The 26,370-nt window shown below is 42.4% G+C and carries 25 protein-coding genes; 18 read left to right on the top strand and 7 right to left on the bottom strand.

Annotation, left to right across the window (positions count from 1 at the left end):
* Nucleotides 1-6: 6 nt before the first annotated feature.
* The 9 genes from H7T92_RS04445 to H7T92_RS04405 all read left to right on the top strand — a co-directional run bounded on the left by H7T92_RS04445 (nucleotide 7) and on the right by H7T92_RS04405 (nucleotide 8,208).
* Nucleotides 7-231, top strand: a complete 225-nt coding sequence (locus H7T92_RS04445) for a TcpD family membrane protein (protein WP_201037197.1) — start codon at nucleotides 7-9, stop codon at nucleotides 229-231.
* A 2-nt stretch (nucleotides 232-233) separates the two neighbouring features.
* On the top strand, nucleotides 234-644 hold the full coding sequence (locus tag H7T92_RS04440) for a conjugal transfer protein (protein ID WP_201037196.1): 411 nt from the start codon (nucleotides 234-236) through the stop codon (nucleotides 642-644).
* Between the two features lie 13 nt (nucleotides 645-657).
* Nucleotides 658-3,162, top strand: a complete 2,505-nt coding sequence (locus H7T92_RS04435; protein ID WP_201037195.1) for an ATP-binding protein — start codon at nucleotides 658-660, stop codon at nucleotides 3,160-3,162.
* 11 nt (nucleotides 3,163-3,173) lie between these two features.
* Complete coding sequence (locus H7T92_RS04430) at nucleotides 3,174-5,057, top strand: conjugal transfer protein (protein WP_201037194.1); 1,884 nt, start codon at nucleotides 3,174-3,176, stop codon at nucleotides 5,055-5,057.
* Nucleotide 5,058: 1 nt separating this feature from the next.
* Nucleotides 5,059-5,283 carry a hypothetical protein gene (locus H7T92_RS04425; RefSeq protein ID WP_125402214.1) on the top strand — a complete coding sequence of 75 codons (225 nt, stop codon included), beginning with the start codon at nucleotides 5,059-5,061 and terminating at the stop codon, nucleotides 5,281-5,283.
* A gap of 16 nt (nucleotides 5,284-5,299) precedes the next feature.
* Nucleotides 5,300-6,412, top strand: coding sequence for a CHAP domain-containing protein (locus tag H7T92_RS04420; protein ID WP_201037193.1), 1,113 nt, complete (start codon nucleotides 5,300-5,302; stop codon nucleotides 6,410-6,412).
* 16 nt (nucleotides 6,413-6,428) lie between these two features.
* A complete protein-coding gene (locus H7T92_RS04415; RefSeq protein WP_003005186.1) occupies nucleotides 6,429-6,677 on the top strand; it encodes a DUF3173 family protein in 249 nt (82 codons plus the stop codon).
* 1 nt (nucleotide 6,678) lies between these two features.
* Nucleotides 6,679-7,830 (top strand): site-specific integrase, encoded by a 1,152-nt coding sequence (locus H7T92_RS04410; RefSeq protein WP_201037192.1) that lies wholly within the window; start codon nucleotides 6,679-6,681, stop codon nucleotides 7,828-7,830.
* 78 nt (nucleotides 7,831-7,908) lie between these two features.
* Nucleotides 7,909-8,208, top strand: coding sequence for a YbaB/EbfC family nucleoid-associated protein (locus H7T92_RS04405; protein ID WP_003005613.1), 300 nt, complete (start codon nucleotides 7,909-7,911; stop codon nucleotides 8,206-8,208).
* Nucleotides 8,209-8,414: 206 nt separating this feature from the next.
* On the opposite strand, the gene H7T92_RS04400 is transcribed toward H7T92_RS04405, so the two are convergent.
* The 3 genes from H7T92_RS04400 to H7T92_RS04390 form a co-directional block, all read right to left on the bottom strand.
* A complete protein-coding gene (locus H7T92_RS04400; protein WP_201037191.1) occupies nucleotides 8,415-9,008 on the bottom strand; it encodes a 3'-5' exonuclease in 594 nt (197 codons plus the stop codon).
* 53 nt (nucleotides 9,009-9,061) lie between these two features.
* Entirely contained in the window at nucleotides 9,062-9,556 is a 495-nt protein-coding gene (locus H7T92_RS04395) for a DUF536 domain-containing protein (RefSeq protein ID WP_003008835.1), read from the bottom strand.
* A gap of 104 nt (nucleotides 9,557-9,660) precedes the next feature.
* A complete protein-coding gene (locus tag H7T92_RS04390) occupies nucleotides 9,661-11,949 on the bottom strand; it encodes a Xaa-Pro dipeptidyl-peptidase (RefSeq protein WP_049488257.1) in 2,289 nt (762 codons plus the stop codon).
* A gap of 101 nt (nucleotides 11,950-12,050) precedes the next feature.
* Here H7T92_RS04390 and H7T92_RS04385 point away from each other — a divergent pair, with 101 nt between their 5' ends.
* The 9 genes from H7T92_RS04385 to H7T92_RS04345 all read left to right on the top strand — a co-directional run bounded on the left by H7T92_RS04385 (nucleotide 12,051) and on the right by H7T92_RS04345 (nucleotide 21,907).
* Nucleotides 12,051-13,328 carry an HdeD family acid-resistance protein gene (locus tag H7T92_RS04385; RefSeq protein ID WP_023919173.1) on the top strand — a complete coding sequence of 426 codons (1,278 nt, stop codon included), beginning with the start codon at nucleotides 12,051-12,053 and terminating at the stop codon, nucleotides 13,326-13,328.
* 106 nt (nucleotides 13,329-13,434) lie between these two features.
* Nucleotides 13,435-14,202: a CppA N-terminal domain-containing protein gene (locus tag H7T92_RS04380; RefSeq protein ID WP_201037190.1), complete on the top strand. Its 768-nt coding sequence runs from the start codon at nucleotides 13,435-13,437 to the stop codon at nucleotides 14,200-14,202.
* Nucleotides 14,203-14,212: 10 nt separating this feature from the next.
* The gene (locus H7T92_RS04375; protein ID WP_201037189.1) at nucleotides 14,213-15,154 is read left to right on the top strand and encodes a serine hydrolase domain-containing protein; all 942 of its coding nucleotides are present in this window, start codon (nucleotides 14,213-14,215) and stop codon (nucleotides 15,152-15,154) included.
* 148 nt (nucleotides 15,155-15,302) lie between these two features.
* Complete coding sequence (gene mvk / locus H7T92_RS04370; protein ID WP_201037188.1) at nucleotides 15,303-16,181, top strand: mevalonate kinase; 879 nt, start codon at nucleotides 15,303-15,305, stop codon at nucleotides 16,179-16,181.
* Nucleotides 16,163-17,113, top strand: coding sequence for a diphosphomevalonate decarboxylase (gene mvaD / locus H7T92_RS04365; RefSeq protein WP_201037187.1), 951 nt, complete (start codon nucleotides 16,163-16,165; stop codon nucleotides 17,111-17,113). Before mvk ends, mvaD begins: the two co-directional genes overlap by 19 nt.
* Entirely contained in the window at nucleotides 17,103-18,110 is a 1,008-nt protein-coding gene (locus H7T92_RS04360; protein WP_201037186.1) for a phosphomevalonate kinase, read from the top strand. Before mvaD ends, H7T92_RS04360 begins: the two co-directional genes overlap by 11 nt.
* Complete coding sequence (gene fni / locus H7T92_RS04355) at nucleotides 18,107-19,111, top strand: type 2 isopentenyl-diphosphate Delta-isomerase (RefSeq protein WP_201037185.1); 1,005 nt, start codon at nucleotides 18,107-18,109, stop codon at nucleotides 19,109-19,111. Before H7T92_RS04360 ends, fni begins: the two co-directional genes overlap by 4 nt.
* 314 nt (nucleotides 19,112-19,425) lie before the next feature.
* Nucleotides 19,426-21,087 carry a C69 family dipeptidase gene (locus H7T92_RS04350; RefSeq protein ID WP_201037184.1) on the top strand — a complete coding sequence of 554 codons (1,662 nt, stop codon included), beginning with the start codon at nucleotides 19,426-19,428 and terminating at the stop codon, nucleotides 21,085-21,087.
* Complete coding sequence (locus H7T92_RS04345) at nucleotides 21,080-21,907, top strand: PrsW family glutamic-type intramembrane protease (protein WP_201037183.1); 828 nt, start codon at nucleotides 21,080-21,082, stop codon at nucleotides 21,905-21,907. Before H7T92_RS04350 ends, H7T92_RS04345 begins: the two co-directional genes overlap by 8 nt.
* Nucleotides 21,908-22,215: 308 nt before the next feature.
* Here the strand turns inward: H7T92_RS04345 and H7T92_RS04340 are convergent, their stop codons facing one another.
* The 4 genes from H7T92_RS04340 to H7T92_RS04325 form a co-directional block, all read right to left on the bottom strand.
* A complete protein-coding gene (locus tag H7T92_RS04340; RefSeq protein ID WP_024055313.1) occupies nucleotides 22,216-23,478 on the bottom strand; it encodes a hydroxymethylglutaryl-CoA reductase, degradative in 1,263 nt (420 codons plus the stop codon).
* Nucleotides 23,478-24,650: a hydroxymethylglutaryl-CoA synthase gene (locus H7T92_RS04335; RefSeq protein WP_201037182.1), complete on the bottom strand. Its 1,173-nt coding sequence runs from the start codon at nucleotides 24,648-24,650 to the stop codon at nucleotides 23,478-23,480. The genes H7T92_RS04340 and H7T92_RS04335 overlap by 1 nt, the downstream gene beginning before the upstream one ends.
* Nucleotides 24,651-24,837: 187 nt before the next feature.
* Nucleotides 24,838-25,068 carry a hypothetical protein gene (locus tag H7T92_RS04330; RefSeq protein ID WP_201037237.1) on the bottom strand — a complete coding sequence of 77 codons (231 nt, stop codon included), beginning with the start codon at nucleotides 25,066-25,068 and terminating at the stop codon, nucleotides 24,838-24,840.
* A 236-nt stretch (nucleotides 25,069-25,304) separates the two neighbouring features.
* Complete coding sequence (locus H7T92_RS04325; protein ID WP_201037181.1) at nucleotides 25,305-25,925, bottom strand: tetratricopeptide repeat protein; 621 nt, start codon at nucleotides 25,923-25,925, stop codon at nucleotides 25,305-25,307.
* Between the last annotated feature and the right edge of the window lie 445 nt (nucleotides 25,926-26,370).

The raw sequence follows: 26,370 nt of genomic DNA, 5'->3' as shown, positions 1-26,370 counted from the left end.
AACTCTATGAATACAGACAATCTACGAACCTTCCTCCAGGGCGATGGAATTTGGATCCTGACAGCCATTGCTGTAACATTAGCTATAAAGGCTTGGCGGAACAGTTCTTGGCTTCAACTCTTCTCTGTCGTTGGTTTCTATGCCGTTATTGTTTCAATTGCGAAAGGACAAGATATCCTAAAAGCAGTCGGCTGGTTCCTACGACTCTTCGGTATTGAATCAGGACTTTAAGTATGAATGAAGAAAGACTTTATGATTACAGTAAGGGCCTAAATGCTCCTTATTGGATCCAAGAAATTAAGACAAAAAAGGGCACTCGACTATGGTACTTTGCGACACCTATGCAGTTGTCCTTTTTCATTGTTTTTATCATCGTCTTTGTGGCCATGTTACTCTTTGGAGGATTTATCTTTGTGCCACTCGCAAAAATCACTCATTCAATTTCATTACTTCTCTATTGGTATCTTCCTTATAAATTAGCTAAATTCTATACGGAATATGAGCCTCACGGTAAGAAGATGCACGTCTTTATTGGAGATTACCTGATTTACTTTTGGGACTTTAAGATCAATAAAAGAGCTATCTACCATGAAGATCGAATAGAGCCTGTAGAAGAAATTGTCTTTGAAAAAACAAATTTATAGAAAAGGAGGACCTATGAGTATTACTTTAACCTATCCTATTAGGGAAACACATGAAAATCTAGCTCTCAAAAAAGATCAAACAGTCGTTGCTTATTATCGTATTCCAAATACTCCCATCACAATTACGGATGATGAAAAAAAGGGCAAACACAAAATTACGGTTGCTCAAATGATGAAGAAGCTCCAGAAAAACAAGTTCTTTGAAATATCTCTGATTCCTAAAGACTATCTCTTAGAAGAGAAAATGCGGGACTTCTCAGATGCTCTAGCAGATGACAGTCGTGAACTAGGAGAAGAACTGCTTCTTTACACAGTGGATCGTCTAACAGATGAAATGGAAATCCCTTATCAGTTTGATTGGGTCGTGGGAGTGACCTTACGCAAACAAAATCATGGAGCTACAGTAAAAGACTTGGCCTATGAGAACTTTAATGAGTTCACAGAAAAAATCGCAAAGGGTCTGGGCTATGAATATGAATTAAGTCCCACTTGGTATGAAGACTATAAAAGTGATGAATTCACTATTTTCCAAGCCTTCTCTGTCCTTCGGGCAAAACGGTTATCCAATGAAGAACTCTTTTATTACCAGCGGATGCAGTACCTTCGCTATATCCCTCACTACAAGAAGGAGGTCCTGGCCAATCGTGCTCAATTCAATATCACAGACACTTTGATCAAAGTCTTAAAAGGTGGCTTCCTCAAGCTAGAAAGCCCTTATGGATCTTCTTTTGTGACAATTCTTCCTGTAGGTAAATTTCCTGTTCAATTCAACGGCTTTCACCTAGGTGAATTTATCCAACGTTTGAACTTTCCCGTAGAGCTACGAATCAAGGCAGAATTTATTGATACTGGTAAAATCAAGGGGCGAATGGGACGCTCGAATACACGTTACAGAAACATCATGGAAGAGGCAGAAAATACTGATACTGTCCAACAAGACGAGATCATCATGGGCTCTATCTCCCTAAAGGACTTAATGAAGAAAGTCGGAAACAAGGAAGATATCATCGAATATGGAGCCTATCTGATTGTCTCTGCTTCTAGTGTGAACCAACTCCGTCAAAGACGGCAAGTGGTTTTGAACTACTTTGATGATATGGGCGTTGAAATCAGTGAGGCCTCTCAAGACGGACCTTATCTCTTTCAAGCCCTGCTCTATGGAGAAAATCTTCAAAAGAAAACTCGCACCTGGACACATATGGTCACAGCTCGTGGATTTTCAGAGCTCATGCCCTTCACCAATACCTCTTCTGGAAACCGTATCGGTTGGTATATCGGCCGAGTAGATAACTGGACAGGGCGTTGGGACAATATTGAGAAAGCTATTGATTCCTCAAAGAATATTGTACTCTACAATGCGACAGTGGGAAATAAGGAAGATATCGCTGGAAAGATTACCAAGAACCCGCATATCATCATTACGGGTGCAACAGGACAAGGAAAATCCTTTCTCGCCCAGATCATCTTTTTAAGTGTGGCTTTACAAAATGTTAAAACCCTTTATATCGACCCTAAACGTGAACTTAGAAATCACTACCAAGAAGTGATTAACTCGCCTGAATTCGCACGTCTCTATCCTGAACGCAAGAAACAGATTGAGAACTTTAACTTTGTGACACTGGATAGCTCACTACCATCAAACCATGGAGTTTTAGATCCTATTGTCGTTCTAGATAAAGAACAAGCTGTAGAGGTCGCAAAAAACATGCTTGAGTTTCTACTACAAGCTGTAGATGATGTCACGATGGATCAAAAAACAGCTATCACAGAAGCTATTAATGCGATTGTGGAGAAACGAGTCGCTGGTGAGAAGGTCGGATTTAAACACGTCCTAAAAGTTCTGAGAGACTCTACTTCCTCTGAAATTGCTTCGGTTGGTCGTTATCTGACTTCAATTGTCACAAACTCTATCTTGGAACTAGCCTTTTCAGATGGAACCACTCAAGGACTTAACTATGAATCACGGGTGACTATCTTAGAGGTCAATAACCTCAAACTACCAAAAGACGATTCCACAAAAATTTCAGATCATGAACGCAATTCTATTGCCCTCATGTTTGCGCTTGGTGCCTTCTGTACTCACTTTGGAGAACGAAATGAAAATGAAGATACTATTGAGTTCTTTGATGAAGCATGGATTCTTATGAAGTCCGCAGAAGGAAAAGCCGTTATCAAAAATATGCGTCGGATTGGACGCTCCAAAAACAATACCTTGGCACTGATTACTCAATCTGTACATGATGCAGAAAATGACGATGATACAACGGGATTTGGGACTATCTTTGCTTTCTATGAAAAGTCTGAACGAGAAGATATCTTAAAACATGTCAATCTCGAAGTCACTGAAAGCAATCTCGAATGGATTGACAATATGATCTCTGGTCAATGCCTATACTATGACGTGTATGGCAATCTCAATATGATTTCCGTACACAACATCTTTGAAGATATTGATATGCTTCTAAAACCAATGAAAGCTACGGTATCATCAAGCCTTGAAAATAAATACGCTAGTTAGGAGGTGAATCCATGCAAGAAGCTTTTGACAAACTAAGGGGAGTTGATATCTTCTCTCTCAAGTCTTACATGGAGCCTACTGGGTTCGCTTCCTTTAACGGGGCTTGGGTTCTGATTAATGAGCTTTTCGTCAACTTCTTCTTTTTCATTCTAAATGCAGTGGTGGGCTTCTTTTCTTTGCTAATTCGGATTCTCGAAAAGATTGATCTCTACTCTAACTACAAGAACTATGTGTTTAATGGAGCAATGAATATTTGGAAAGGATTCATCGGTTCAAGCTCTGGTGGAGTCGCAAAACAATCACTCGTTTCAATGTTGCTTCTGATTCTAGCGTTCTATCTCTTTTATCAGTTTTTCTTTTCGAAAGGAGCTTTTTCAAGAACTCTCCTTCATGTCTTTCTAGTTCTCATCCTTGGATTTGGTTACTTTGGAACAATCGCTGGAACATCAGGTGGTCTGTATCTACTCGATACTATCAACCATGTCTCTCAAGATGTCACCAAAAATATCACGAATATCAAGGTGGAGTATGGCAATAATAAATCCATTAAAATTGGCGATTCCATGGCAGATAGCTATATAGCAGAAACATCTTATAAAGCCTATGTCTTTGTCAATACTGGACAAGAAAATGGGAAATATAAGAATAGCCAAGATGGGAAACAAGAGACTTTTGATGATAGTAAGGTATTAGGAACAGGCGATAAGAATGGAAACTTTAAAGCAGTCAAATCGAAAGATCGTAATAAATATCTGGATGAACTAGGAAATGGAGCCAATGATGATGGTGAAAAGAACCGTTGGGTTTCAGCTATGCCTGATTTCATTTTCACTCGTATGTTTTATGTCATCTTCAAAATTTGTGAAGCCTTTGTATTAGCGATACCCGTTATCTTGATTCAGATGTTAAACGTCATCGCTCAAACACTCGTCTTGATGATGATCCTGCTCTTTCCGATTGTGCTATTGATGTCTTTTGTACCAAGAATGCAGGATCTGATTTTTGGAGTCTTGAAAGTCATGTTTGGTGGGTTGCTTTTCCCAGCTATCACGAGTCTATTGACTCTATTAGTCTTCTACATTGAAAAAATGATAGAAAATATCGTCATTACTGGCTTTGATGGTATCCTTAAAACTCTTCCATCCTTGATCATCTTCGGCCTTGTATTTAAACTACTCATCTCAGTTGTCTCAAAAGGACTCGTATATTTCCTTCTATGGAAATACAAAGCTGAGCTGATCCAATTCATTCTTGGATCTAAAGCACGTATGGTTGCGAGTGATATTGGAAATAAAGTTGAAAAAGGGGTCACAAAGACTAGAGAGGTGGCTTCACAAGTACCATCTAGAAGCCTTTCATCTGCTCAACACCTTGGAAACTTTGCCTTAGCAGGTGCTGGTTTTGGAGCTGGGATGATGATGAATGCCAAGAGTCACTTCCAAAATGTTGGTTCTTTCTTTACCAATAAGGAATCAGAGCACCAACCTGATGAAGTGCTCCCGGCAGAAACACTTGAGACTCCAACAAATCCAGATACTCCTGAACCAAACATTCCGAAAACAAAGGCAATTCCTGAGAAGGTTAAACCAGTTGAAGAAAAAAGACCAACTCCTTCAATGGAATCCCCAATCACAGCGGAGTCAACATCAAGTTCAAGCGAGGAATTCCAAACTCTTAAAGAAGAATGGATTTCTCCATTTAAACAACTCCGCATTAATAGTATTGAGCGCAAATTAGAGGAATATAAAGATCCTCAAGCCATGTACAAAGCCCAAGGATCCAATGCCTTCACTCGTGCTTATAGGAAAACCATGACACGAGATGATAAATTAAGAGCCAATATTGAACGAAGAGATCGATTAACAGAACGCTTAAAACAACTCAGAGGAGAATGAAATGAATACCAAAATACGCTCAAGAACTTCTTTTCCAAGAGTTCTTGAAGAAACTCTTTATCAGGCCTACCAAGAAGGAAAACGCTCAGTCGATTTCCTTCTTTTATTTCCAGTCACAGAACAAGAGCGAGACCAAATCATCCTACAGGTTAAGTCCTATTCAGTCGTTTTAGATGCTAAATGGCGGTTTGGGACGGTTTTGTTCACTGCTTATATAAGACATTAACTAGAAAGGAGATTCGATGAAAAAACTAAAATGGTTTCTATTAGCTAGTCTCATTCCTCTCTTTCTACCGGTCCTCATTATCATTATCCTTATGGGAGCTGTCGGAGGTGGCGGAACAAATGGCTCACCTCAATCCCAAAATGGAGTGACATATGCGGATCACTGGTCAGATGGAGATCCCTATACTCACAACTTACTTGTTCATCGCTTCGGTATCACAGCAGAGCAATTAGACGGCTTTTTAGATACGTTAGGAATCTCCTATGATAAGACCCGAATTAATGGGAAAAAGCTCCTAGAATGGGAAGCCAAATCTAATCTTGATGTCCGTGGAATTGTTGCGATCGCACTAAATGAAAGCTCTCTTGGAACTGCTGGAGTTGCAACCAACCCTGGAGCTAATATGTTTGGTTTTGGTGCTTACGACTCCAATCCAGAATACGCAAATCATTTCAACGATGAAGTCGCTGTTGTAGGACTAACCCAACAAACTATTATTGGGAATAAAAACCAAACCTTTAAAATCCAAGATGACAAGGCTAAGAAATTTGCGAATGGTACTCTAAATCCTTCTACTGATGGTGGAGTCTATTTCACAGATACCACAGGATCAGGAAAAAGACGTGCAGAAACCATGCAAAAACTGGATGCCTTCATTGATGAGCATGGAGGAACTCCAAAAGCTCCTGAACAAACTACAGGAAAAACTAGAGATGGTGGAGGAGTCACTTCAAATGATATACCTGTAGGTTATAGTTTGACAACAGCTATTGATACCACAGGATATATCACTAGTACCTATCCTTGGGGACAATGTACCTGGTATGTCTTCAACCGTGGGAAACAAGTCGGAGTCAACTTTGATCCATTTATGGGAAATGGTGGTCAATGGATGAATAAGCCAGGTTTCACAACAACCCATACACCAACAGAACACTCTGCTCTATCATTTAGTCCTGGACAAGCTGGAGCTGATCCAATATACGGACACATTTCATTTGTGGAACAGGTTAAATCTGACGGCTCAATTCTTGTCTCAGAATGTAATGTAAAAGGGCTAGGGATTATTAGTTACCGTACTTTTGACGCAGAAACTGCCAAACAATTTACCTATGTAATAGGACATTAGAAAGGAATAGATATAGATGATTCAAGTTGTAGATAAAAATGATTTAATGGAATTGATTGGATATTCTGAAACACAAGCTAGTAAATTAATACGAAAGGCTAAAAGCCAGCTTGTACAAGAAGGATTTGAATGGTATAAGAATAAACGTATTGGACGTGTACCGATTATTACAGTTGAATCCATTCTTGGTTTTCAAATACAATTAAAAAATGATATAATTGAGGGGAACCTTCAAAGCGCTGTCATGACTGAAGGAGAAAAATAGCATGGCGGTAATAAAACAGGACGATGGACTGTGGCTAGTTGATATTAGTGATGGTAAAAGTTCCTTAACTGGCAAACGTATACGACACCGCAAATCTAATTTTTTAACGAAAAAAGAAGCAGAGGAATATGAGGCTTATTACCGTATCCATAAGTTAAATCAGATACAGAATACAAAAAAACTCACCATTTCCTCTCTTTATGTAATGTTAAAAGAAGAAGATGAGCTTCGTGGAAATAAAAGAGGTACAATAGATACTCAGAACTCATACTATACCCAATATGTATCGCGATTCTTTGAAAATGCTGATATGTCTTCAGTTACCATTCAAGATGTAAAAAAATATCGAGATTGGTTAATTGAACAGCCTAGTGTAAAAGGTGGGACGCTTACACCAACGCATATTAACCAACAAATGATTTTTGTTCATAAGTTGTTTGATATTGCTATTTCGAAAGGATTCAGACAGGATAATCCATGTGATGCTATTCGGAAACTTCCAGAAAAGCATAAAGAAATGTCCTACTATACTCCTGAACAATTCAAGGAGTTTGAGTCCTATTTCGAAGAAAGTGAATATCCTTTTAAACTTTTATATCGTGTACTCATGTTTACGGGAATTCGTATGGGGGAGGCACTTGCCTTAACTTGGAGAGATATTTTTCTTGATGAGGGATATATTAAGATCCGTAAGTCAGCCTATTATCGCAATGGAAAAACACATATTGGATCTGTAAAGACAACTCAATCAAATAGAGAAATCTACATTCATAAAGCTTTTGTGGATGAGTTGAAAACCTGGAAGTCAGTACAAAGTCAGAGGCTGTCTAAGCTCACTGATTCAACAGATGATTTGCAGATTTTCCAATTTTCAGGGGAACCTATGACTGCTCCAAATGTCTCTAACTTTAGAGCGTCATTCAAGAAAAGATTGCCAGAAGATTTCAAATTGATCCGAAACCATGATTTTAGGCATTCGCATGTAGCCTTTTTGATAAATCAGGGATTGAGGAGAGGAGAAGGAAAGGATTATATCTTTTTCACACTGATGAAACGACTAGGACATAGTTCTATCAATACAACAATAAATATCTACTCACATTTGTTCCCATCACAACAAAAAGAGGTCGCTAACGCATTTGACGATTTTTAGAAAAATGGGCAGAAGTGGGCAGTGAAAATTAAGCAATAGGGTCTAAACCCTTGATACGAAAGGAATCTAGAAAACATTATGATGAATATGCAAAATATGATGAAGCAAGCTCAAAAATTGCAAAAGCAAATGGAGCAAAGCCAAGCGGAGCTAGCTGCAACTCAATTTGTCGGAAAATCTGCTCAAGATTTGGTTGTCGCGACCCTTACAGGTGATAAAAAGGTCGTTTCAATTGATTTCAATGCGGCAGTGGTCGATCCTGAAGATACAGAAACGCTTTCGGATATGACGGTCCAAGCCATCAATGCTGCCATTGAAGAAATTGATGCGGCGACTAAGAAAAAACTCGGTGCGTTCGCAGGGAAATTGCCATTTTAAGTAAAGTAAGTTTTCATCAACTAAAAAGAGGCTGGGACAAAAGTCCTAGCCTCTTCTTGTTTTTAGATTGTCGAGCAAGACGCAGTGGTTGAGTGGGCTCTACTATGCTGATTTCATCAGCTTTTACAGCCCTACTCAGCTGTGCGGAGGTGGGACGACGAAATCGAATTCTAACGAATGACCGATTTCTGTCCCACTCTCTCTTTTTATACATCAAATAATCCGGATAAATCCAATCCTCCGAAGGGGTTGTTGGATAAATTCTTTTGCTCTTCAAGGAGGGTGCGGCCTTGATCAAATTCGAGGAATTGTTGATAGACCAGGGCTGTCATGCGGGCATCTTCTAAGCTATCATGTGATTTTCCTGCGACTCCTAGAAATTCCGCAACGGTATGGAGTTGGAGATTTTTAATGCCATGGAGGTCAGATGGACGACGTTCGAAAGCTTGGTCAAAGACATCGACGGCGTACTGGTCTCCTAAATCCAAGCCGTTTTCAAGCAGGATGGGAAGATCGCTCTTCTGGGCATTGTATCCGATCAAGGGCCGATCTCCAACGAAGGCCTTGAATTCGCTGAGGACCTGCTCTAGTTGTGGGGCATTTTGAATCTTGTCCTGGGTGATGCCGGTCAGGCCGTTAATAAAGCTTTTTAAAGGTTTATCGGTGTAGACGTAGGAGTCGTAGTGGTCGACTTCTTCACCATTTGTAAAGCGCACGGCAGAGACTTGGATGATCTGATAGGCCCCCTCGTATTGGTTAAATTCAAGATCAAAGGCGATATAATCTTCTAATGCTTTCATGGGAAATCTCCTGTGGTAGAAAAGAAAAGGGACTGGTAGGATCCAGCCCCGGATTATCGACGGAAAACGCGTGCCCAGAAACCTTTGCTTTCTTGTTCTTGAACTTTTTCATTAGCTTGTTCGAGTTCAAGTTTCAAGGTATCGCGGTCGTTCATTGCTTGTAAGGTCAATTGTTGCTGTTGGTCCAATTGCTTATCTTTTTCAGCAATTTGAACGTCTTTCACGCGCAACTGTTCATCTTTCTTAGCGAGTTGCTCGTCTTTGGCCTTGAGTTGCTCGTAGAGACGGACAATTTCAGCATTTTTTTCATCCACCAAAATTTCCATCAATTCGCGTTGCTTCACATCATCGCTGACTGGCTCATCTTCAAAAATAGTTTTTTTGTAGATTTCTTCGAGCTTGATCAAGCCACTACGGGTTACAACGGTAACCCCTTTTTCGTTTTTTTGGGTATCTTCTGGAGCCAGCGCCTTGACACGGTTATTGACCGCTTGGCGGCTGACTCCTAAAATTTCAGCAATTTCGCTGACAGTTTTTTCAATCGCCATAACTTCCTCTAATATCTTTTTCTATGAAATACTCTATTAGATAGTAACATAAGTAGGCTAAGCTGTCAAATGAAGCCGAGTAAGGGCAAGCCTTGAGACCACGATTAGCGGGTCTCTGTCATTTCAGGAAGATGGAGGCTGGATTGTGCTAAATCAATGGTCAGTTGGTAATCGGTTTGATCGCGCACAGTGATTTCAAAGTCCGTTGTGTAAAGGACCAGGCGAAGGGTCGCTCCTTTTTCGAGCTTGTAGATGGTTGGTTGAAGATCAAAGTCAAATTCCATCCACTCGCCTGGCGTCACAGCCTCAACCTCTAAGAGGTCATGACGATTTTGGAGGTTGAGATAACCTTTAGAAATGACTCGTTGGCCAGCTTCTTTGAAAGGCAACTCAGTCAAATTGTCTAGCATATGGTAGCGACCGTTATCCAGCGTACGGACCGACAAGACAGCAGGATAGGGTTGGAGGTATTTCTTGCTTCCAAGCTCTAAGAGTTGGGCTGAAAGCAGGCCTTTATTGGTGCTGGAGTAAAGTCGCAGGTGAAGGCGAGCTTTCCCATTGAGGTGTAGGTCTTCTTCGATTGGAAGATCAATGGTCACCTGTTGCGCCTTATCCTGGTAGAGGTCCGTTAAGAAGGTCGGATAAGCCTTGCCATAGCGCTCGTAATCTTTTGTCTCGTAGCGGTTTTGGATGACTTTTTCGTCGTCTCCCAGGGAGAAGGTCCGCTGATTTGTTTGGTTGCCAAAATCATCCAAGGAAGTCCAACTTTGTTCTCCTGTATTGTCCTGCCAGATGACAGTAGGCAATTCATAGCTTGAATCGTAGCCCAGCAATTTTTTAGAGAGGAGGGCGTTCATGCTTTCGCGGAAGTCAATGGATTGCCAGTTGTTGAGATAGACATGGGCACCATTGTGATAGAAGAGGTGTTTCTTGATGCTTGTTGGAAGAGCCTGGAACATATTAAAGACGTGAAGAGGTTTCACGTTCCAGTCTTGCGAACCATGAGTGAAGACCACCTCAGCCTTCACCTGATCAGCATGTAAGAGATAATTGCGGTCGTGCCAGAATTGATTGTAGTCTCCAGAAGCGCGGTCCAGCTCTTTTTTCACGATGTCTAGATCGGCTTGGTGGGCTGCATTATGGTGCAAATAGTCTCCACCTAGAAGGTTGCGCGAGTAGGTCAATTCGGCAAGGGAATCGAAATCTTCACCTGGATAGCCACCAGGACTTGTCACGAGGCCGTTTTCGCGGTAGTAGTTGTACCAAGAAGAGATCCCAGCCTCTGCAATGATGACTTCAAGACCGTCCACACCTGTGGTCGCAAGGCCGTTAGACATGGTTCCAAGGTAAGAGATCCCGGTGGTTGCGACCTTTCCATTAGACCAATCAGCTTTGACTTGGCGTTTGCGTGTGTGATCTGTAAAGGCCCGGCAACGGCCATTGAGCCAGTCGATAACGTTCTTGTAGGCTTCGATTTGTTGGTAATTTCCATTGGTCATCAAGCCTTGCGAATCTTTTGTCCCCACTCCAGATACGTAGAGATTAGCGTAGCCGCGTGGAAGGAGGTAGTCGTTGAGGGTATAGCTGGAATTGATATGGGTGAGAGTTTCTTCAGCTTCATCGACTAGCTCAGCTGAACCGACAGGATCCACCAATTCTAATTGAGGTACTTCTACTTGAATGGTATGAGGTTCTTTGACCTCGAGGTCGACATTCATATTGTAGAGGGCCTTGTCGCTGGCCTTATCGTTGGTCCCTTGGTGATAAGGACTTGCGGTCATAACAGCTGGAATCTTGCCTTCATAGCGAGGACGGATGATGCTGACCTTGACCAAGTCTGGCAGACCATCTTTGTCGGTATCGACCCGACTTTCCACATAGACGACCTCGCGGATGGCATCATGGCTCGTAAAGGTTGCGAGGCTCTTGCCGTTAAAATAGTGATACTGGTTATCTTCAGGAATCAAGCCATCGCTGACCAACTGATCGATGAGTAAATTTCCTTTTACTGTTCGAGTATTGAGAAGGTGATAGAGGTTTTCTACCAAGTTTCCATACTCAATCGGAAATTGGACTTCTTTCAAGAAGCTATCCGTATCTTCAAAATCAATAAAATAGCGGAAACCGAGTAATTGGAGGGCTACTGTGTAAAAAATGTTCGGAGACCATTCGCAGTCAGATTGGATATACGTTAAAAAGTCTGTTTTAGAATCCACCACTAGGTTAGAGAGGGGATAATCTGTATCTTTATAGGTGAAGTAAACCTTGCGGACAAACCATTCAAACAGTTCTTTTTCTGGGAGGTGGGTGGGAAGGTCAAACCCAATTTCTTTTAGTTCCTTAAGAATGTCTTTTTGGTCAACAGATAGATAGCTATATTGATTGTATTTCATAGACTGCTCCTTTTATCAGTTTCTTTTTTCTTTACTTCTTATATTATACTTGATAAAATAGTATTTGTCTAAAGACCTTTCGTCTATAAGGAGAAGGAATATTGAAAAAAATATCTTTTGAACAAGTTGCAAGAAGACGGACCTTATTGTTTGGGGTTCTTGCCGTCATTTTTGGGATTCTCATTTTTCGAAACGGCGTTGGTTTCACCAAATTTTCCTTGGATCTATTAGCCATTTACTTTTTAGTTGATGGACTAGGAAGCTTTCTTCTTCGCTTTTTGTTACGTAGCAAGTCTATTTCCTATAGCCACTCTATTTGGTTTATTTTTCTTTCACTTGCGTTGATCTGGTTGAATCGACTGAGTAGTCTGCCCGTAAACTTAGTTGTGATTTGTTTAGGGGCATATCAGTTGGGGAGTGCCATTGTCTATGGGATCACATTTTGGCTTTATAAGGCCAATCGGGTAAAAGGAGGCTGGCTCTATTTATGGGATGCGCTTTTAAACGGTGGGCTTGGTCTAGCAACTGTCTTGGAACCTGGTTCAGATGGGCACTTCCAATTTATCCTCTTGGGGGCTTATCTGGTCTTGTTGGGGATTTCTAATATTCGAGATGGTATTTTATTTGACAAAGACCAACAAGGCCAAGAGTTAAAACGTCGCTTTCGTATTAGCCTACCGGTTATCTTTGCAGCCTTTATCCCTGCTAAGGAGTTAAAACGGTTTAACCAGTTTCTTCAAAAAGGGAGCTCGGCGGGACACACAGGCCCTTATCGATTGGTGAAAAAAGAAGAAGAGGCAAGGGAATTAGAAATTTTGGTTCATACTTCTGACAGCAACTTATTTGGAGCGATTGGGCATGTAGATATTTGTTATCAGGGGAAGGTCATTTCTTACGGAAGTTACGATCCCTTTTCAGAGCGTCTATTTGGGACGATTGGGGATGGCGTACTGTTTAAAGTGGATAAGGAACCATACATCGAACTATGTAAAAAAGAGAGTCAAAAGACGCTGTTTGGCTACAGCCTATCCCTTACCGAAGAAGAGAATCAGGCAGTAGAGAAGCGTCTAGCTGAAATTGATCAGTTGTTAGAACCTTGGGATCCACCTAGGAGGTTACTGGAAGACGGTCAGCCGACCTACGCTTACAAATTGAAATATGATTTAGGGGCTGAGCTATATAAATTTACTTCTTCGCGTTTTAAATCTTACTTTGTTCTGTCTACTAATTGCTGCCTGTTAGCAGATTCCATTGTGGGACAGGCAGGAACGGCTGTATTAGATGTGCGTGGAGTGATTGCACCAGGGACCTATCAGGATTACTTAGAATACGAATTTGAAGCTCCAAACGGGCGGGTCCATACACGAACAGTATACTAAAAAAAGAAAGACAGATTTTTATTTTTGAAAAATCTGTCTTTTTTGCACAAGATTTCTTGTAAAAAGCCAGAAAATCTTTTACAATAAAAAGTGCTTGGAGGAAAGTATGACAGCAAATCAGATCGTAAGAGTGATCCCAGTCTTGAAAGTGAATAACCGAAATGTCAATCAACGCTTTTATGAAGAGACATTGGGAATGAAAGTATTAGTGGAAGAAGGAGCTCTCCTATCTTTAGGAGATGCCTCAAAAGTAGAGAAAATTGTCTTAGAAGAGTCACCGAGTATGCGTTCGCGTAAGGTCGAAGGTCCAAAGAAATTGGGTCGCATCGTGGTGAAAGTGGCACAAGCTCAAGAAATTGATTATTTGTTGGCCCGCCAGCCAGAAACAAGCGCCCTTTACCAAGGAGCTAATGGTCGCGCCTTTGAAGTTGTGTCTCCTCAAGGAGATACCATTTTCGTGCATGCTGAAGAAAATCTTGAAAGCCTAGAACCGTTGGAGAAAGCGCCTCTTGTTGACGTGCCAGAAGATTTCAAAGGTTTGACGAGCTTTGATGTGGACTTTCTTGAGGTTAATGTGGCCGATTTTGCTGAGGCTGAGAAGTTCTATAGCAGCTTACCAGATCTTGCCCGCTTTATCCATTTGCAGGAAGCCCAAGGAGAAGATCTCCAAGTGGAGAACAAGGTGACCTGGGATTTGAGCATGATCAAGGTCGAATTGGCACCTTTTGATGTGGAAGACTTGAAAGAACGCTTGGGAGAAGCTGTCGATTTTGTGCACCGTAAGGGAACTTTCTTGATTGCCAAGGATCCAAGCCAGATCGAACTCTGGTTTGAAGCCAATCAAGATCAGGTCCATATTTCTTATGAAGAATAAGAATGGAGTGATGAGCGTGAACGCAATCATCGAAAAAATTACCGAACAAATCCAAGAAGGCATCTATCCAGGTGCCTCTCTTGCGCTTTACCGCAATGGTCAGTGGAGTGAGCACTATTTGGGACTTGCGGATCCTGAAAAAGAAGAGCCAGTAGTGGCTGACCTGGTCTATGATTTGGCCAGTGTCAGTAAGGTCGTCGGAGTCGCTACCATCTGTGCCTTTCTGTATGCGAAAGGGGAGCTTGAGCTTGATCGCCCCTTTAAAGAGCTTTACCCGCGTTTTGCTCATGAGAAGACAACCATCCGGGAACTCTTGACCCATACGTCAGGACTTGATCCTTTTATCCCCAACCGGGATCAATTGGATGCGAGACAGTTGAAAACAGCCCTTGAAAATTTGCAGTTAAAAGAAGACAAGAGTTTTCATTACACCGACGTCAATTTTCTTTTGCTGGGCTTTTGGTTAGAAGACAGGTTTCACCAGCCCTTGGATCGTTTATTTGACGAGTTGATTTTTGCACCCTGGAAGATGACGGAGACGCGGTTCGGACCGGTCAAAAAGGCGGTACCAACGGTCCGTGGGGTTGCTTCTGGAAGTGTTCATGATCCCAAAGCGAGAGTATTGGGCTGTCATGCGGGAAGTGCTGGACTTTTTTCAACTGTTGCTGATCTAGAGCGCTTCTTAGAGCATTATCTGAAGGAGGATTTTGCGCGTGATTTGTCTCAGAATTTTGCGCGTGAAGAGGGCAAGACCCGCGCTCTCGGATGGAATCTAGAGGGGGACTGGTTGGATCATACGGGCTATACTGGAACCTTCATCATGTACAATCGCAAGAGCCAGGAGGCTGTGATCTTTTTGTCCAATCGGACCTATGAGAAGGACGAACGGGCCCAATGGATCCTGGACCGCAACTCTTTGATGGACCTAATCAAACAAGAATTTGAAAAATAGAAATGGAAGGCTAGGATGATGGATCCTGGCCTTTTGCTATCTGTCAGATAGAACTCAACTCCGTCTTAGGTTGGATTTCCTTCAAAAGCATCGCTTTTTTGGCTGATTTATATTAAAATAGTAATGACCTTAATAGAGCGAGATGAATATGAACAAAGAGATAGGCGTCGGAAGGGCGCATAGTAAAATTATCTTAATTGGAGAGCATGCGGTAGTTTATGGTTATCCGGCTATTGCTTTGCCTCTCCATCATATCGAAGTGACCTGCCAGATCATTCCGTCAGATGGTCCATGGATTTTGTTTGAAGATGACACTTTGTCCATGGCAGTTTTTGCGTCTCTTGAGCACCTCGGGATTAAAGAGGCCCGGATTCGCTGTCGCATTCAGTCCATGGTGCCGGAAAAACGGGGGATGGGATCATCTGCGGCGGTGAGTATCGCAGCTATTCGTGCCGTTTTTGACTATTATCAGAAAGAGCTGGATGATGAGACCTTAGAAATCCTGGTCAATCGAGCAGAAACCATTGCCCATATGAATCCAAGTGGGCTCGATGCCAAGACTTGTTTGAGCGATCAAGCCATTAAATTCATCCGGAATGTCGGCTTTTACCCGCTAGAGCTGGGTATAAAAGCGAGCTTGGTGATTGCGGATACGGGGATTCACGGCAATACCCGTGAGGCGATCCAAAAGGTTGAAGCCAAAGGGCAGGAAGTTTTGTCCCATTTCCATGAGATTGGTCAGTTGACCCAGCAGGTGGAAGAGGCTCTGAAAATGAATGATCTAACGAACCTAGGACAGGCTCTGACTACTTGCCATGAGCACTTGAGAGCCGTCGGTGTCAGCTGTGTTGAAGCAGACCACCTGGTTGCCGTTGCCCTTGAGAATGGGGCCTTAGGCGCTAAAATGAGCGGAGGCGGTCTTGGTGGCTGTGTGATTGCCCTCGTCAAGGATTCTCGTGAGGCAGCAACCATTGCCCATGCATTAGAAAAAGAAGGAGCGCACCATACATGGATCGAAAACCTGTAAAGGCTAAGTCCTATGCCAATATCGCGATTATCAAATACTGGGGAAAAGAAGATGCCAAACAGATGGTCCCTTCGACCAGTTCGATTTCGTTAACCTTAGAGAATATGTATACAGAGACAAGGCTATCACCCTTGCCAGCAGATGCGACTGCGCATGAGTTTTACATCGATGGGGAATTCCAAAATCCAGCTGAGCAAGCTAAAATTGGAGCTGTGATTGATGGCTTGAAGCCAGCAGATGAAGCAGGATTTGTTCGGGTGGATACCAGCAACAACATGCCAACCGCAGCAGGCTTGTCCTCTAGCTCGAGCGGCCTCTCTGCTCTCGTCAAGGCTTGCAATCAGTATTATGATTTGGGCTTGAGTCAGGAGGAATTAGCTCAAAAAGCCAAGTTTGCTTCGGGCTCTTCTTCGCGGTCTTTCTTTGGTCCCTTAGCAGCCTGGGACAAAGAAAGTGGCGATATATACAAGGTTAAAACAGACCTGAAATTAGCCATGATCATGCTGGTCCTCAATGACAAGCAAAAGCCCGTTTCCAGCCGCGAAGGGATGAAACGCTGCATGGAGACTTCGACTAATTTCAAAGAATGGATCGAAGAGTCTCGACAAGATTACAAGGACATGCTGGGCTATCTAGCTGGCAATGATTTTGAACAGGTTGGTCAGTTAACAGAGCGCAATGCCCTTGCTATGCATGCGACGACCAGAACAGCCACTCCAGCCTTTAGCTACTTGACAGAAGAAAGCCACAAAGCTATGGACTTTGTCCGTGAGCTTCGCGCAGCAGGCCATGCCTGTTACTTCACCATGGATGCAGGGCCAAACGTTAAGGTTCTCTGTTTAGAAGAAGACTTGGATCAGCTGGTGCCTTTATTTGACGCCCGCTATCGGACCATCGTATCTAAGACAAAGGACCCTCAAGATGAAGACTAAGTATCAGGTACAGACTGGAGGCAAGCTCTATTTAGCTGGAGAATACGCGGTGCTAACGCCTGGTTATGGAGCTGTGATTCAGTTTATCCCTATTTATCTGTCAGCTACCATCCAAGAATCTAGAAGCTATCAGCTAGCCTCAGATCTCTTTGGTTACCAGGTGGATTTGACCCCAAATAAGGACTACGCCTTGATTCAAGAGACCATTCAGCTCATGGAAGAGTGGCTGAAAGATCAGGGAATAGCCCCTAAACCTTTTGATCTTCACCTTAGGGGAACATTGGGCGAAGAGGGGAAAAAGTATGGGATTGGTTCCAGCGGAAGTGTGGTCTTGCTCGTGATCAAGGCCATGGCTGCTCTGTATGAACTAGATCTAAATCCGGACCTGCTCTTTCGACTAGCAGCAGTGGTCTTAGTGCAAAGAGGGGACAATGGTTCCATGGGCGATTTGGCTTGTATTGCCTACGAGGACTTGATTTATTACCAATCCTTTGATCGGACTTGGTTGCATGAAGTCTTAACTTCTCAGCCTCTTTCACAAGTTTTAGACCTGGATTGGGACTACCAGATCTGCTCGATCCAGCCAGCCATCTCTTATGATTTTCTGGTTGGTTGGACCAAGGAACCAGCGATTTCAAGTGATTTGATCCGTCAGGTCAAGGGAGCGATCAAGGAAGACTTTCGCAAGGAAAGCCAGAGCGCAGTGAAGAATCTTGAAAAAGGCCTCCGTGAAGGGAACCAAAAGGACATTGAGACCAGTATCAAACGAGCCGATAAGAACCTAAAGTCTTTGAACCCTTTGATCTATACCCCAGCTCTAAAAGAGCTACAAGAATCGACAGAGGGCCTTTTTGCCTGTGCCAAATCCAGTGGTGCTGGAGGAGGCGACTGTGGGATTGCCCTTAGTTTTGACCCAGTTGAGACTCAGACCTTGATAGATCGCTGGAAGGAAAAGGATATTGAGGTCATTTACCAAGAAAGGATGGGAGATTCGTGAGCGAAAATCGAAAAGACCAGCATATTCGCTATGCCTTGGAGCAAAGCTCCTCCTATAATAGCTTTGATGAGATAGAGCTGATTCACCGATCCCTCCCACTTGTGGATCTAGCGGAGATTGATCTAACAACCCATTTCGCAGGGCGTGATTGGGAGGTCCCTTTTTATATCAATGCCATGACAGGTGGGAGTAAACGGGCCAAAGAGATCAATCAAAAGTTGGCAGCAGTAGCCGAAGCCTGTGGAATTCTCTTTGTGACTGGTTCTTACAGTGCAGCACTGAAGGATCCGAACGATCAATCGTATGCGGTCAAAAAAGACCATCCTCATCTTCTTTTAGCGACCAACATTGGCATCGATAAAGAGCCAGATTTGGGCTTGCGAACAGTGGAAGAGCTACAACCCCTCTTTCTTCAAGTCCATGTGAATCTGATGCAAGAGTTGCTCATGCCTGAAGGGGAGCGGATTTTCCACACTTGGAAAGACCATCTCAAGAGTTATGGGCAGGGCTTTCCTGTGCCGGTAGTCCTGAAGGAAGTTGGCTTTGGTATGGATCCCAAAACAGTTCAGGCAGCGCTAGATGCTGGGATCAAAACCGTCGATATTTCTGGTCGTGGTGGTACTAGTTTTGCCTATATTGAGAATCGTCGTGGTGGCAATCGCGCTTATCTGGATGATTGGGGACAATCAACTGCGCAGTGTCTCTTACAGTTACAAGATCAGATAGATCAGGTTGAGATCCTCGCAAGTGGGGGTATTCGTCATCCTCTTGATATGGTCAAGGCCTTGGTCCTTGGAGCGCGTGGCGTAGGACTTTCCCGCGTTTTTCTTGAGATGGTAGAGAGCAAGAGCATCGAAGAAGTGATTGCTATTGTCCAAGGATGGAAAGAAGATCTTAAATTACTCCTTTGTGCGCTCGGTTGTCAGAACCTGAAAGAGCTCCGTGAAGTCGACTATTTCCTCTATGGAAAATTGTGGCAAGCTCAGCAACAGAGAAAATGAAAGAGAGTGGGACAGAAATCGGTCATTCGTTAGAATTCGATTTCGTCGTCCCACCTCCGCACAGTTGAGTAGGGCTGTAAAAGCTGATGAAATCAGCGTAGTAGAGCCCACTCAACCACTGCGTCTTACTCGACAATCCAAAAATAATTGAGAGGCTAGGACTTTTGTCCCAGCCTCTTCTTTTTTTGAAAAAGTATTTCCCTCAAAAATTCTGATAGTTTACGAATCGTTTACGGTTGCTGGAATCGCTTGCAATATAGGCTTGTAAAAGAGTATACTAAATAAGGAAAAACATTTTTAAAAAGGAGTTTAGGATGAAGAAGCACTATTTTCGATCAGCTGTAGCAGCCTTGCTTCCGCTTTTGTTAATTGCTCAACCTGTTGAGGCTTGTACAGGGTTCATCATCGGGAAGAAACTGACGGCCGACGGCTCGACCTTGGTAGGGCGTACAGAAGATTTAGAGCCCAACCATAATAAAAATTTTGTGGTCAGAGAGCGTGTCTACAATAAAAAAGGAGCCATCTTTGAGGATGCTGCCAATGGTTTTCAATATCCCTTGCCAGAGATTAGCTATAAGTATACAGCGGTTCCAGATGTCACCCCTGATCAGGGAATTTTTGACGAAGCAGGATTCAACGAATATGGGGTTTCCATTTCTGCCACTGTATCTGCTTCAGCAAATGACAAGATCCAAAAAGTGGATCCCTATGTCAAGGATGGCCTCGCAGAATCGGGCTTGACCAGTATTGTTCTCCCTAGTGTGAAAACCGCAAGAGAAGGGGTTGAACTCATTGCTAAAATCGTCGAAGAAAAAGGCGCTGCAGAAGGAAATATCGTGACCATTGCCGATAAAGAAGGCGTCTGGTATATGGAAATCCTATCTGGCCATCAATATGCGGCGATTCTCTTCCCAGAGGATCGGTTTGCGGTCTTTCCAAATACCTTCTTCTTAGGGCATGTCGATCTATCGGATACCGAACGCACGATCGCCTCAAAAGATCTTGAAAAAGTAGCCAAAGAAGCCAATAGCTATAAGGAAGTGGACGGAAAATTCCACGTTTCTCAATCCTATAATCCGCCTTTGCAAGAAGCAGATCGCTCTCGGGTTTGGTCGGGAATCAAATCGCTAGACCCAAGCTCTCCTGTTAAATATGACGATGCGTCCTTTGACCTGCTTCATACAACCGATCGAAAATTAACCCTCCGCGATGCCATGAATCTCCAACGCAATCGTTTGGAAGGAACCAAATACAAACCACAGGATCAAATGGAGCTGGATGGAAAAGGCATCCCGAAAAAAGGAGAGTTTGATGCGGTTTATAAATACCCCATTTCCAATCCAAATGTCATGGAGGCCCATATTTTCCAACTGAAAGACGAGGTCCCAGCGAGTGCAGGTGGAGGCACCATGTGGCTGTCGATGGGTAGTCCACGAAATGCTCCATACCTACCGTATTATGGCAATATTCTCAACACCTATCAAGCCTACCAAGAATTAGGCGATCATTACAATGACCGCTCCTGGTATTGGACCATTTCAAGAATCAATGACCTTGTAGCCAAGTATCCTGATTTATTCGAAGATGGGGCGATTCGTACTGAAATGGAACGATTGGAATCTCAGTGGATGGTTGAACAAGATCTGAGTGATCAGGAACAAATTGCCCTTGCTTCTCAGCCTGAAGAAGCGAGTAAGAAGGCAACAGAGGAAGGAATAGCGAGAGCTGAGAAAACCTTTGAACGCTTGCAAGAAATTAGAAAAGAAGCAGAACAAAAGGTAGCAGATGAACACGGAAAAAGTGCCCTGCAAGATCTAAATGACGAAGAAGATGCTGCTTATGAAGAGAAAATTGATCTCGTTGATTTTGACTATGATTACATTTTAGCAGCAGGCTTGTTCGGAGCAACCCTTCTAGCGATTATGATCTACCTAATTCGCTCAAAGAAACAAAAAGGAGGAAAACAAGATGACTAAAATTCAAAGAGCCTCTATCTATCTCTTTCTACTATTTGCAGGAATTGGCTTGGAGTTTGAACTCGGTCATCTTTCTCAAGAAGAATTTAGCCAGTCTGCAGGCAGAGACTTGGTCTTGAACTTGTCTGTTTTAGCTGCTATTATTATCCCACTCTGTCTCTTTTCAAAACGATTGGCCAAGCAGTTGTCTGTCCCAACCTATCTCCTATGGATTGCTATGTTTGGGGGTGCCTTCGTAGCAGGCTGGTTGAGTTTTTCAGGTAATAGCTTGATTGATATTATGAATAGCCATGTGATCAAGGATGCCACTGTCTTTAACAAGTGGACCGATGCCTTGACAGCCCCATTCTCAGAGGAATTCTTTAAGGCTCTAGTTGCCTTTTGGGTTGTCTTAATGGTTGGCAAGAAAGATCTAAAAGCGATTCTAATTGCCGGCTTGGGCTCTGGCTTTGGTTTTCAAATCATTGAGGATTTAGGGTACGTTGCCCGCCAAACAAAAACTAGCCAATTAGCCGCCGTTACTGAGGCCATTAATCGTATTTCTGGTGGGTTAGCTTCACACGCTCTCTATACAGCAGTTGTATCCGTTGGTGTCTTCCTCTTGTTGTCTCAAGTGACCAAGAAAAAGGAAAAACTCTTTGGACTCTGGTGTGTTGTCTCGACAGTAGCCAATCACTTTTTATGGAATTCTCCGTTTTATGAAACAGACCATCGGATCAATCTTCTCGTCGGACTGCTCTTTGCCGTCCAAGTAGGGACCTTTATCGAAGTGGTGCTCTATACCAAGAAAAAGCCCGATCTGCCATTTTTAAAACAATAAGAAAAATTTTTCAAACACAAAAGAACTAAGACGTGGGTCTTAGTTCTCAAAGTGAAGATAAAATCATCTTAGAAACTTTCCTTAGGTGAAGACGGACGTCAGCGAACTTCGAAGAAGTTCCATGACTAATTATTGAGCCTAAGGTCTCAATAATTCCGAGTGCTAGAAACAAAAGTGTTTCTAGCACTTTTTTCACGGCGGAAAGTTTCATTATATTCTCGATTCATTTAAAAAATTAGAACTCATTTTTATTTCTTTGTAGGATCACTTGACTTAATTTACTAAAGAATTAGTTTGTCTTAGTTCTTTTATTTTCTCAATTCTTGTAAGAGTGTTTGTGCCTTTTCTAAATTAAAGGGTTTGTTTTCAAGGAGTTGGCTGACCAATCGGGGAACTTCCTCTTCTTTAGCTCCTGCTAGAAGGGCTAGGGAGCGTGCTTGGAGTTTCATATGTCCTGCTTGAATTCCTGTGGTGACAAGGGCTTTGAGGGCCGCGAAATTCTGCGCTAAACCGAGCGACGCGATGACACCTGCTAATTCGATAGCAGAAGGTTCTCCTAGTAAACGGTGGCTGACTTGAACTGTAGGGTTGAGGCCAATGGAGCCTCCTTTTGTTGCAACTGGCATTGGTAGGGTGATCTCTCCATAGAGTTTTTTCTCTTCTGGCTGACTTGTCCAGCTACTCAAGCCTTTGTATGGGCCACTTTGTGCGGCATAGGCATGGGCTCCTGCTTCGATGGCCCGCCAGTCATTACCTGTCGCAAGGACCAGGGCATCAATCCCGTTAAAAATCCCCTTGTTATGAGTGGCTGCACGGTAAGGATCCACTTGAGCCAGTTGGCTAGCTAGCTCCATCCGGTGGGCAATCTCAATGGCTTCCTCAGGATTTCGACTCAGTGCTTTAAAATCGATGGCACACCGTGCACTCACCAAAGAGCGAGTGGCCAAGTTGGATAAAATTGCCATCAAGGCCTGACCACCAGAGAGTTCCTGGATACGATCAGTCAGAGCTTCCAGCATCGTGTTGAGCATATTGGCTCCCATGGCTTCTTTAGGATCGACAGCCAAGTAGACAATGAGAAAGTTCCCCTTGTTTTCGACCCAAAGATCCCTCGCTCCGCCTCCACGCTTGACGATAGAAGGATAGGCTTCATTAGCCAGCTGAAGAAGAGTTTCCTTGTCTTCTAGGATGCGCTTGCTAGCCATTTCCACATCCTTAACATCTGTCAGAGCAATCTCACCGATCATTTGGCGTTGGTGCACTTGGGTGGTGAAACCGCCCGAACGTTGGATGAGCTTGGCCGCAAAGCTGGCAGCTGCAACCACGGAAGGCTCTTCTGTGACCATAGGAAGGACATAGTCACGACCATTGATCAGAAAATAAGGAGCGAGACTAAAAGGCAAGTCAAAAGTCGACAAGACATTTTCCGTCAATTGATCTGCAATAGAAAGGGGAAGTCCCTTTTGTTCTTTTAAGATCTGTGCTTCATCCCAAGTTAAGAGGCCTTCCTTCAGTAAGGCCTCTATGCGTTCTGTGGGAGAAAGTTTTGCAAAACCTGGTAATCGTGCCATTATTTTTCTACTTTCTGGTAAGTGCGTTGGTGTTCCTTGATCTCTGTCAACGCAAAAGTTTGATGCGTAGCAGGCTCAAACACTTGATTGCCACTAGGATCTTGATCTACTTCCTCATAAAAGAGTCGTTCGTAGTCAGAAACACTAAGAACCGTACGTTGGTCCAGTTTTTCCATGCGTTTGTGATCTAAGAGTTGCTCAAAACCAGGAACAAGGTTAGCACTAAAGATCTCAGAAACCGCTCCACTTCCATAGCTAAAGAGGGCGATTCGGTCCCCAGTTTTGAGTTGGGGGTCATTTTCCAGTAGTGACAGCAAGCCTAGGAAAAGAGATCCAGTGTAGATATTTCCCACTCGTTGGCTGTATAGAATTGATTGATCAAAGTTGTATTGTAATTGATCTTTTTTCTCTTCTGCTAATGACTTATCCAAGATTTTTTTCAAGCCCTTGAGAGCTAATTTTGGATAAGGCAAGTGGAAGCAGACGGCTGCAAAGTCTGTCAAGGCAAGGCCAGTCCGTTTCTGGTATTCCGCCCAAGTTGTTTTAAGAGAATCTAGATATTGCTGCGTTGAATAAATCCCATTCACGAAGGGAGTTGTCGCATAATTAGGACGCCAAAAATCCATCACATCACGTGTTTGGGCGACGTTATCATCGTTAAAAGATAGAACACGGGGATTTTGGCTGACTAGCATGGCAACCGCTCCAGCCCCTTGTGTCGGTTCACCAGGAGTTCCGATTCCATATTTAGCAATGTCACTGGCAATGACCAAGACCTTACTCTGCGGGAATTTTTCAACATGGAGTTTAGCATAATCCAAAGCAGCAGTTGCAGCATAGCAAGCTTCTTTCATCTCAAAAGAGCGGGCAAAAGGCTGGATATCTAGTAAACCATGGACAAAAACAGCAGCGGCCTTACTTTGGTCAATCCCAGATTCCGTCGCAAGAATCACCATATCGATCGCTTGTTTGTCTTCATCTGTTAAAATATCGTTTGCCGCAGTTGCAGCCAGTGTGACGATGTCTTCTGTGATCGGTGCAACACTTTGTTCTTTTAAGAGAAGACCCTTGCTCAGTTTTTCGGGATCAGTATCACGAGCAGCAGCCAAATCTTCTAAACGCAAGACATAAGGGCTCGTCGCAAAACCAATCTTATCAATCCCAATTGTCATTCTTAACCTCTTTTTTATTTGATATCTACTAGTATATTTCGTTACTATTTTACCATATTTAAGGGTAAAACTCCCTTGAAAAAACTAGATCAGCAAGGAAATCATTCTCGGGACCGATTTTGCAATGTTTCAAAGAAAAAATAAAGAATCTATCAGAAAAAGCCATCCTCAGATGACTTTTCAACTCTTATGCTTGCTTATCCTTCTTAGGGTTGCTCATGATTCGTATGAAGAGTTCTTTGCATTTATCTCTTAGAACTTTTTCGTAGAAGACGAGTATAGCGATGTACACAATCAGAAAGTTCAAGGTCAGAAAGAACAAGTCAAATGAATTGCGTGCATAGTTAGTTGCTAATAGATAGGAGGAGAGGGTTCCTAGGATCATCCAAGGAAGATACTTGATATACTTGCTTATCATCATACAGCACCTCGCATACTTTAAAGGATTTGTTTTTTCACTTTAATTGTAGTCCTTTTAAGTAAAAATGCAAGCGATTACACTTAGAGAAATTGAAAAACGAATATTATTTTGCATTAGTTTGAATGGAGAAAAACTATTTTAAGATAAGTGAAGCGATTACTTTAGTAACAAAAAAATTTTTTGAGCTAATCATTGTCAATTATGTACTTTATTTAAGCAAACTAATGACAAAATCATCGATTAATCAATTCCTCAATTTCCTTTACCCCTTCAAACTCTCCAACACTTTCGAAAAGTTCTATAGCTCGTTTGAAATGTGTGTTGGCTAATCCTTTATCTTCCAAGGCTAAATAAATTTCCCCTAACCCTCTATAGCTACAAGCCTGAGAAATCACATCATCAGTCTCTAAAGATTGTTCCAGTGACAGATTCATGAATGTAAGAGCTTCATCAAGATTGTTTAATTTCAATCTCAAATAGCCTTGTTCGTAGTTATTCACAGCTTTCTTTAGATTATCATTGGGAAAATGCTCTTCAATTATCTTCTCTTCATCTTCAATGAGCTTTAAAGCCTTATGAAAATCACCCTGATCTCTGTAGATCATAGCTAATTGATGTAATCCAATGTGTTCATGTTCTTTGTCTTCATTTTGTTGAGCTAATAAAATGTATTTCTCAAAGATACGGGTACACGAGGCATAGTCTTTTTCTGCCAATAATAAATACCCCATCAGATTTAAAAGGCTAAAATCTGTACAGGCATCAATAGAAAAATCTTGTTCAACCAATTTTTTTGCTTCTGATATTTTTCCTTCCAGAAAAAAGTTCCAAGCTGTATCAATTTCAGAGACCATCTATTTCCCCCTTCAACTATAAACAACCTTCATTAAATAAAATCACTCTCAAAGAAGATGCTAAACACTACTTTTATAGATTTAATCCACTAGGCTAAAGTATAGTAAAAAGCCCAAATAACTACTATTTGGGCAAAATGTTACTTAGTTTCTTTTTAAATGAGCAATGAGTAACTTAATAAGATAAGCTAGAACTACAAGTGATAATAGAAAGAAAATAGAATAAATAAAATAGATTTGCATATCTGCCACCTCCTAAATAAAAGAGATAAGCCATCTTTTCCTCAATATTATTGTACTCCCGTTTGAAAGCGGTGTCAAGTGGTATGATAAATAGTACTAGCACCTATTGTGAATTTAAAACCTATAAAAAGCAAAATAAATCAATCTGTTTCATTTTGAAATCCTTTAACGATTGTAAAATATATCCTATTTTAGAAGAGGT

The sequence above is a fragment of the Streptococcus parasanguinis genome, assembly GCF_016648855.1.
GTDB lineage: Bacteria > Bacillota > Bacilli > Lactobacillales > Streptococcaceae > Streptococcus > Streptococcus parasanguinis_L.
The sequence above is the reverse complement of the archived record's forward strand: the minus strand, read 5'-3'. Positions and strand labels throughout refer to the sequence as shown.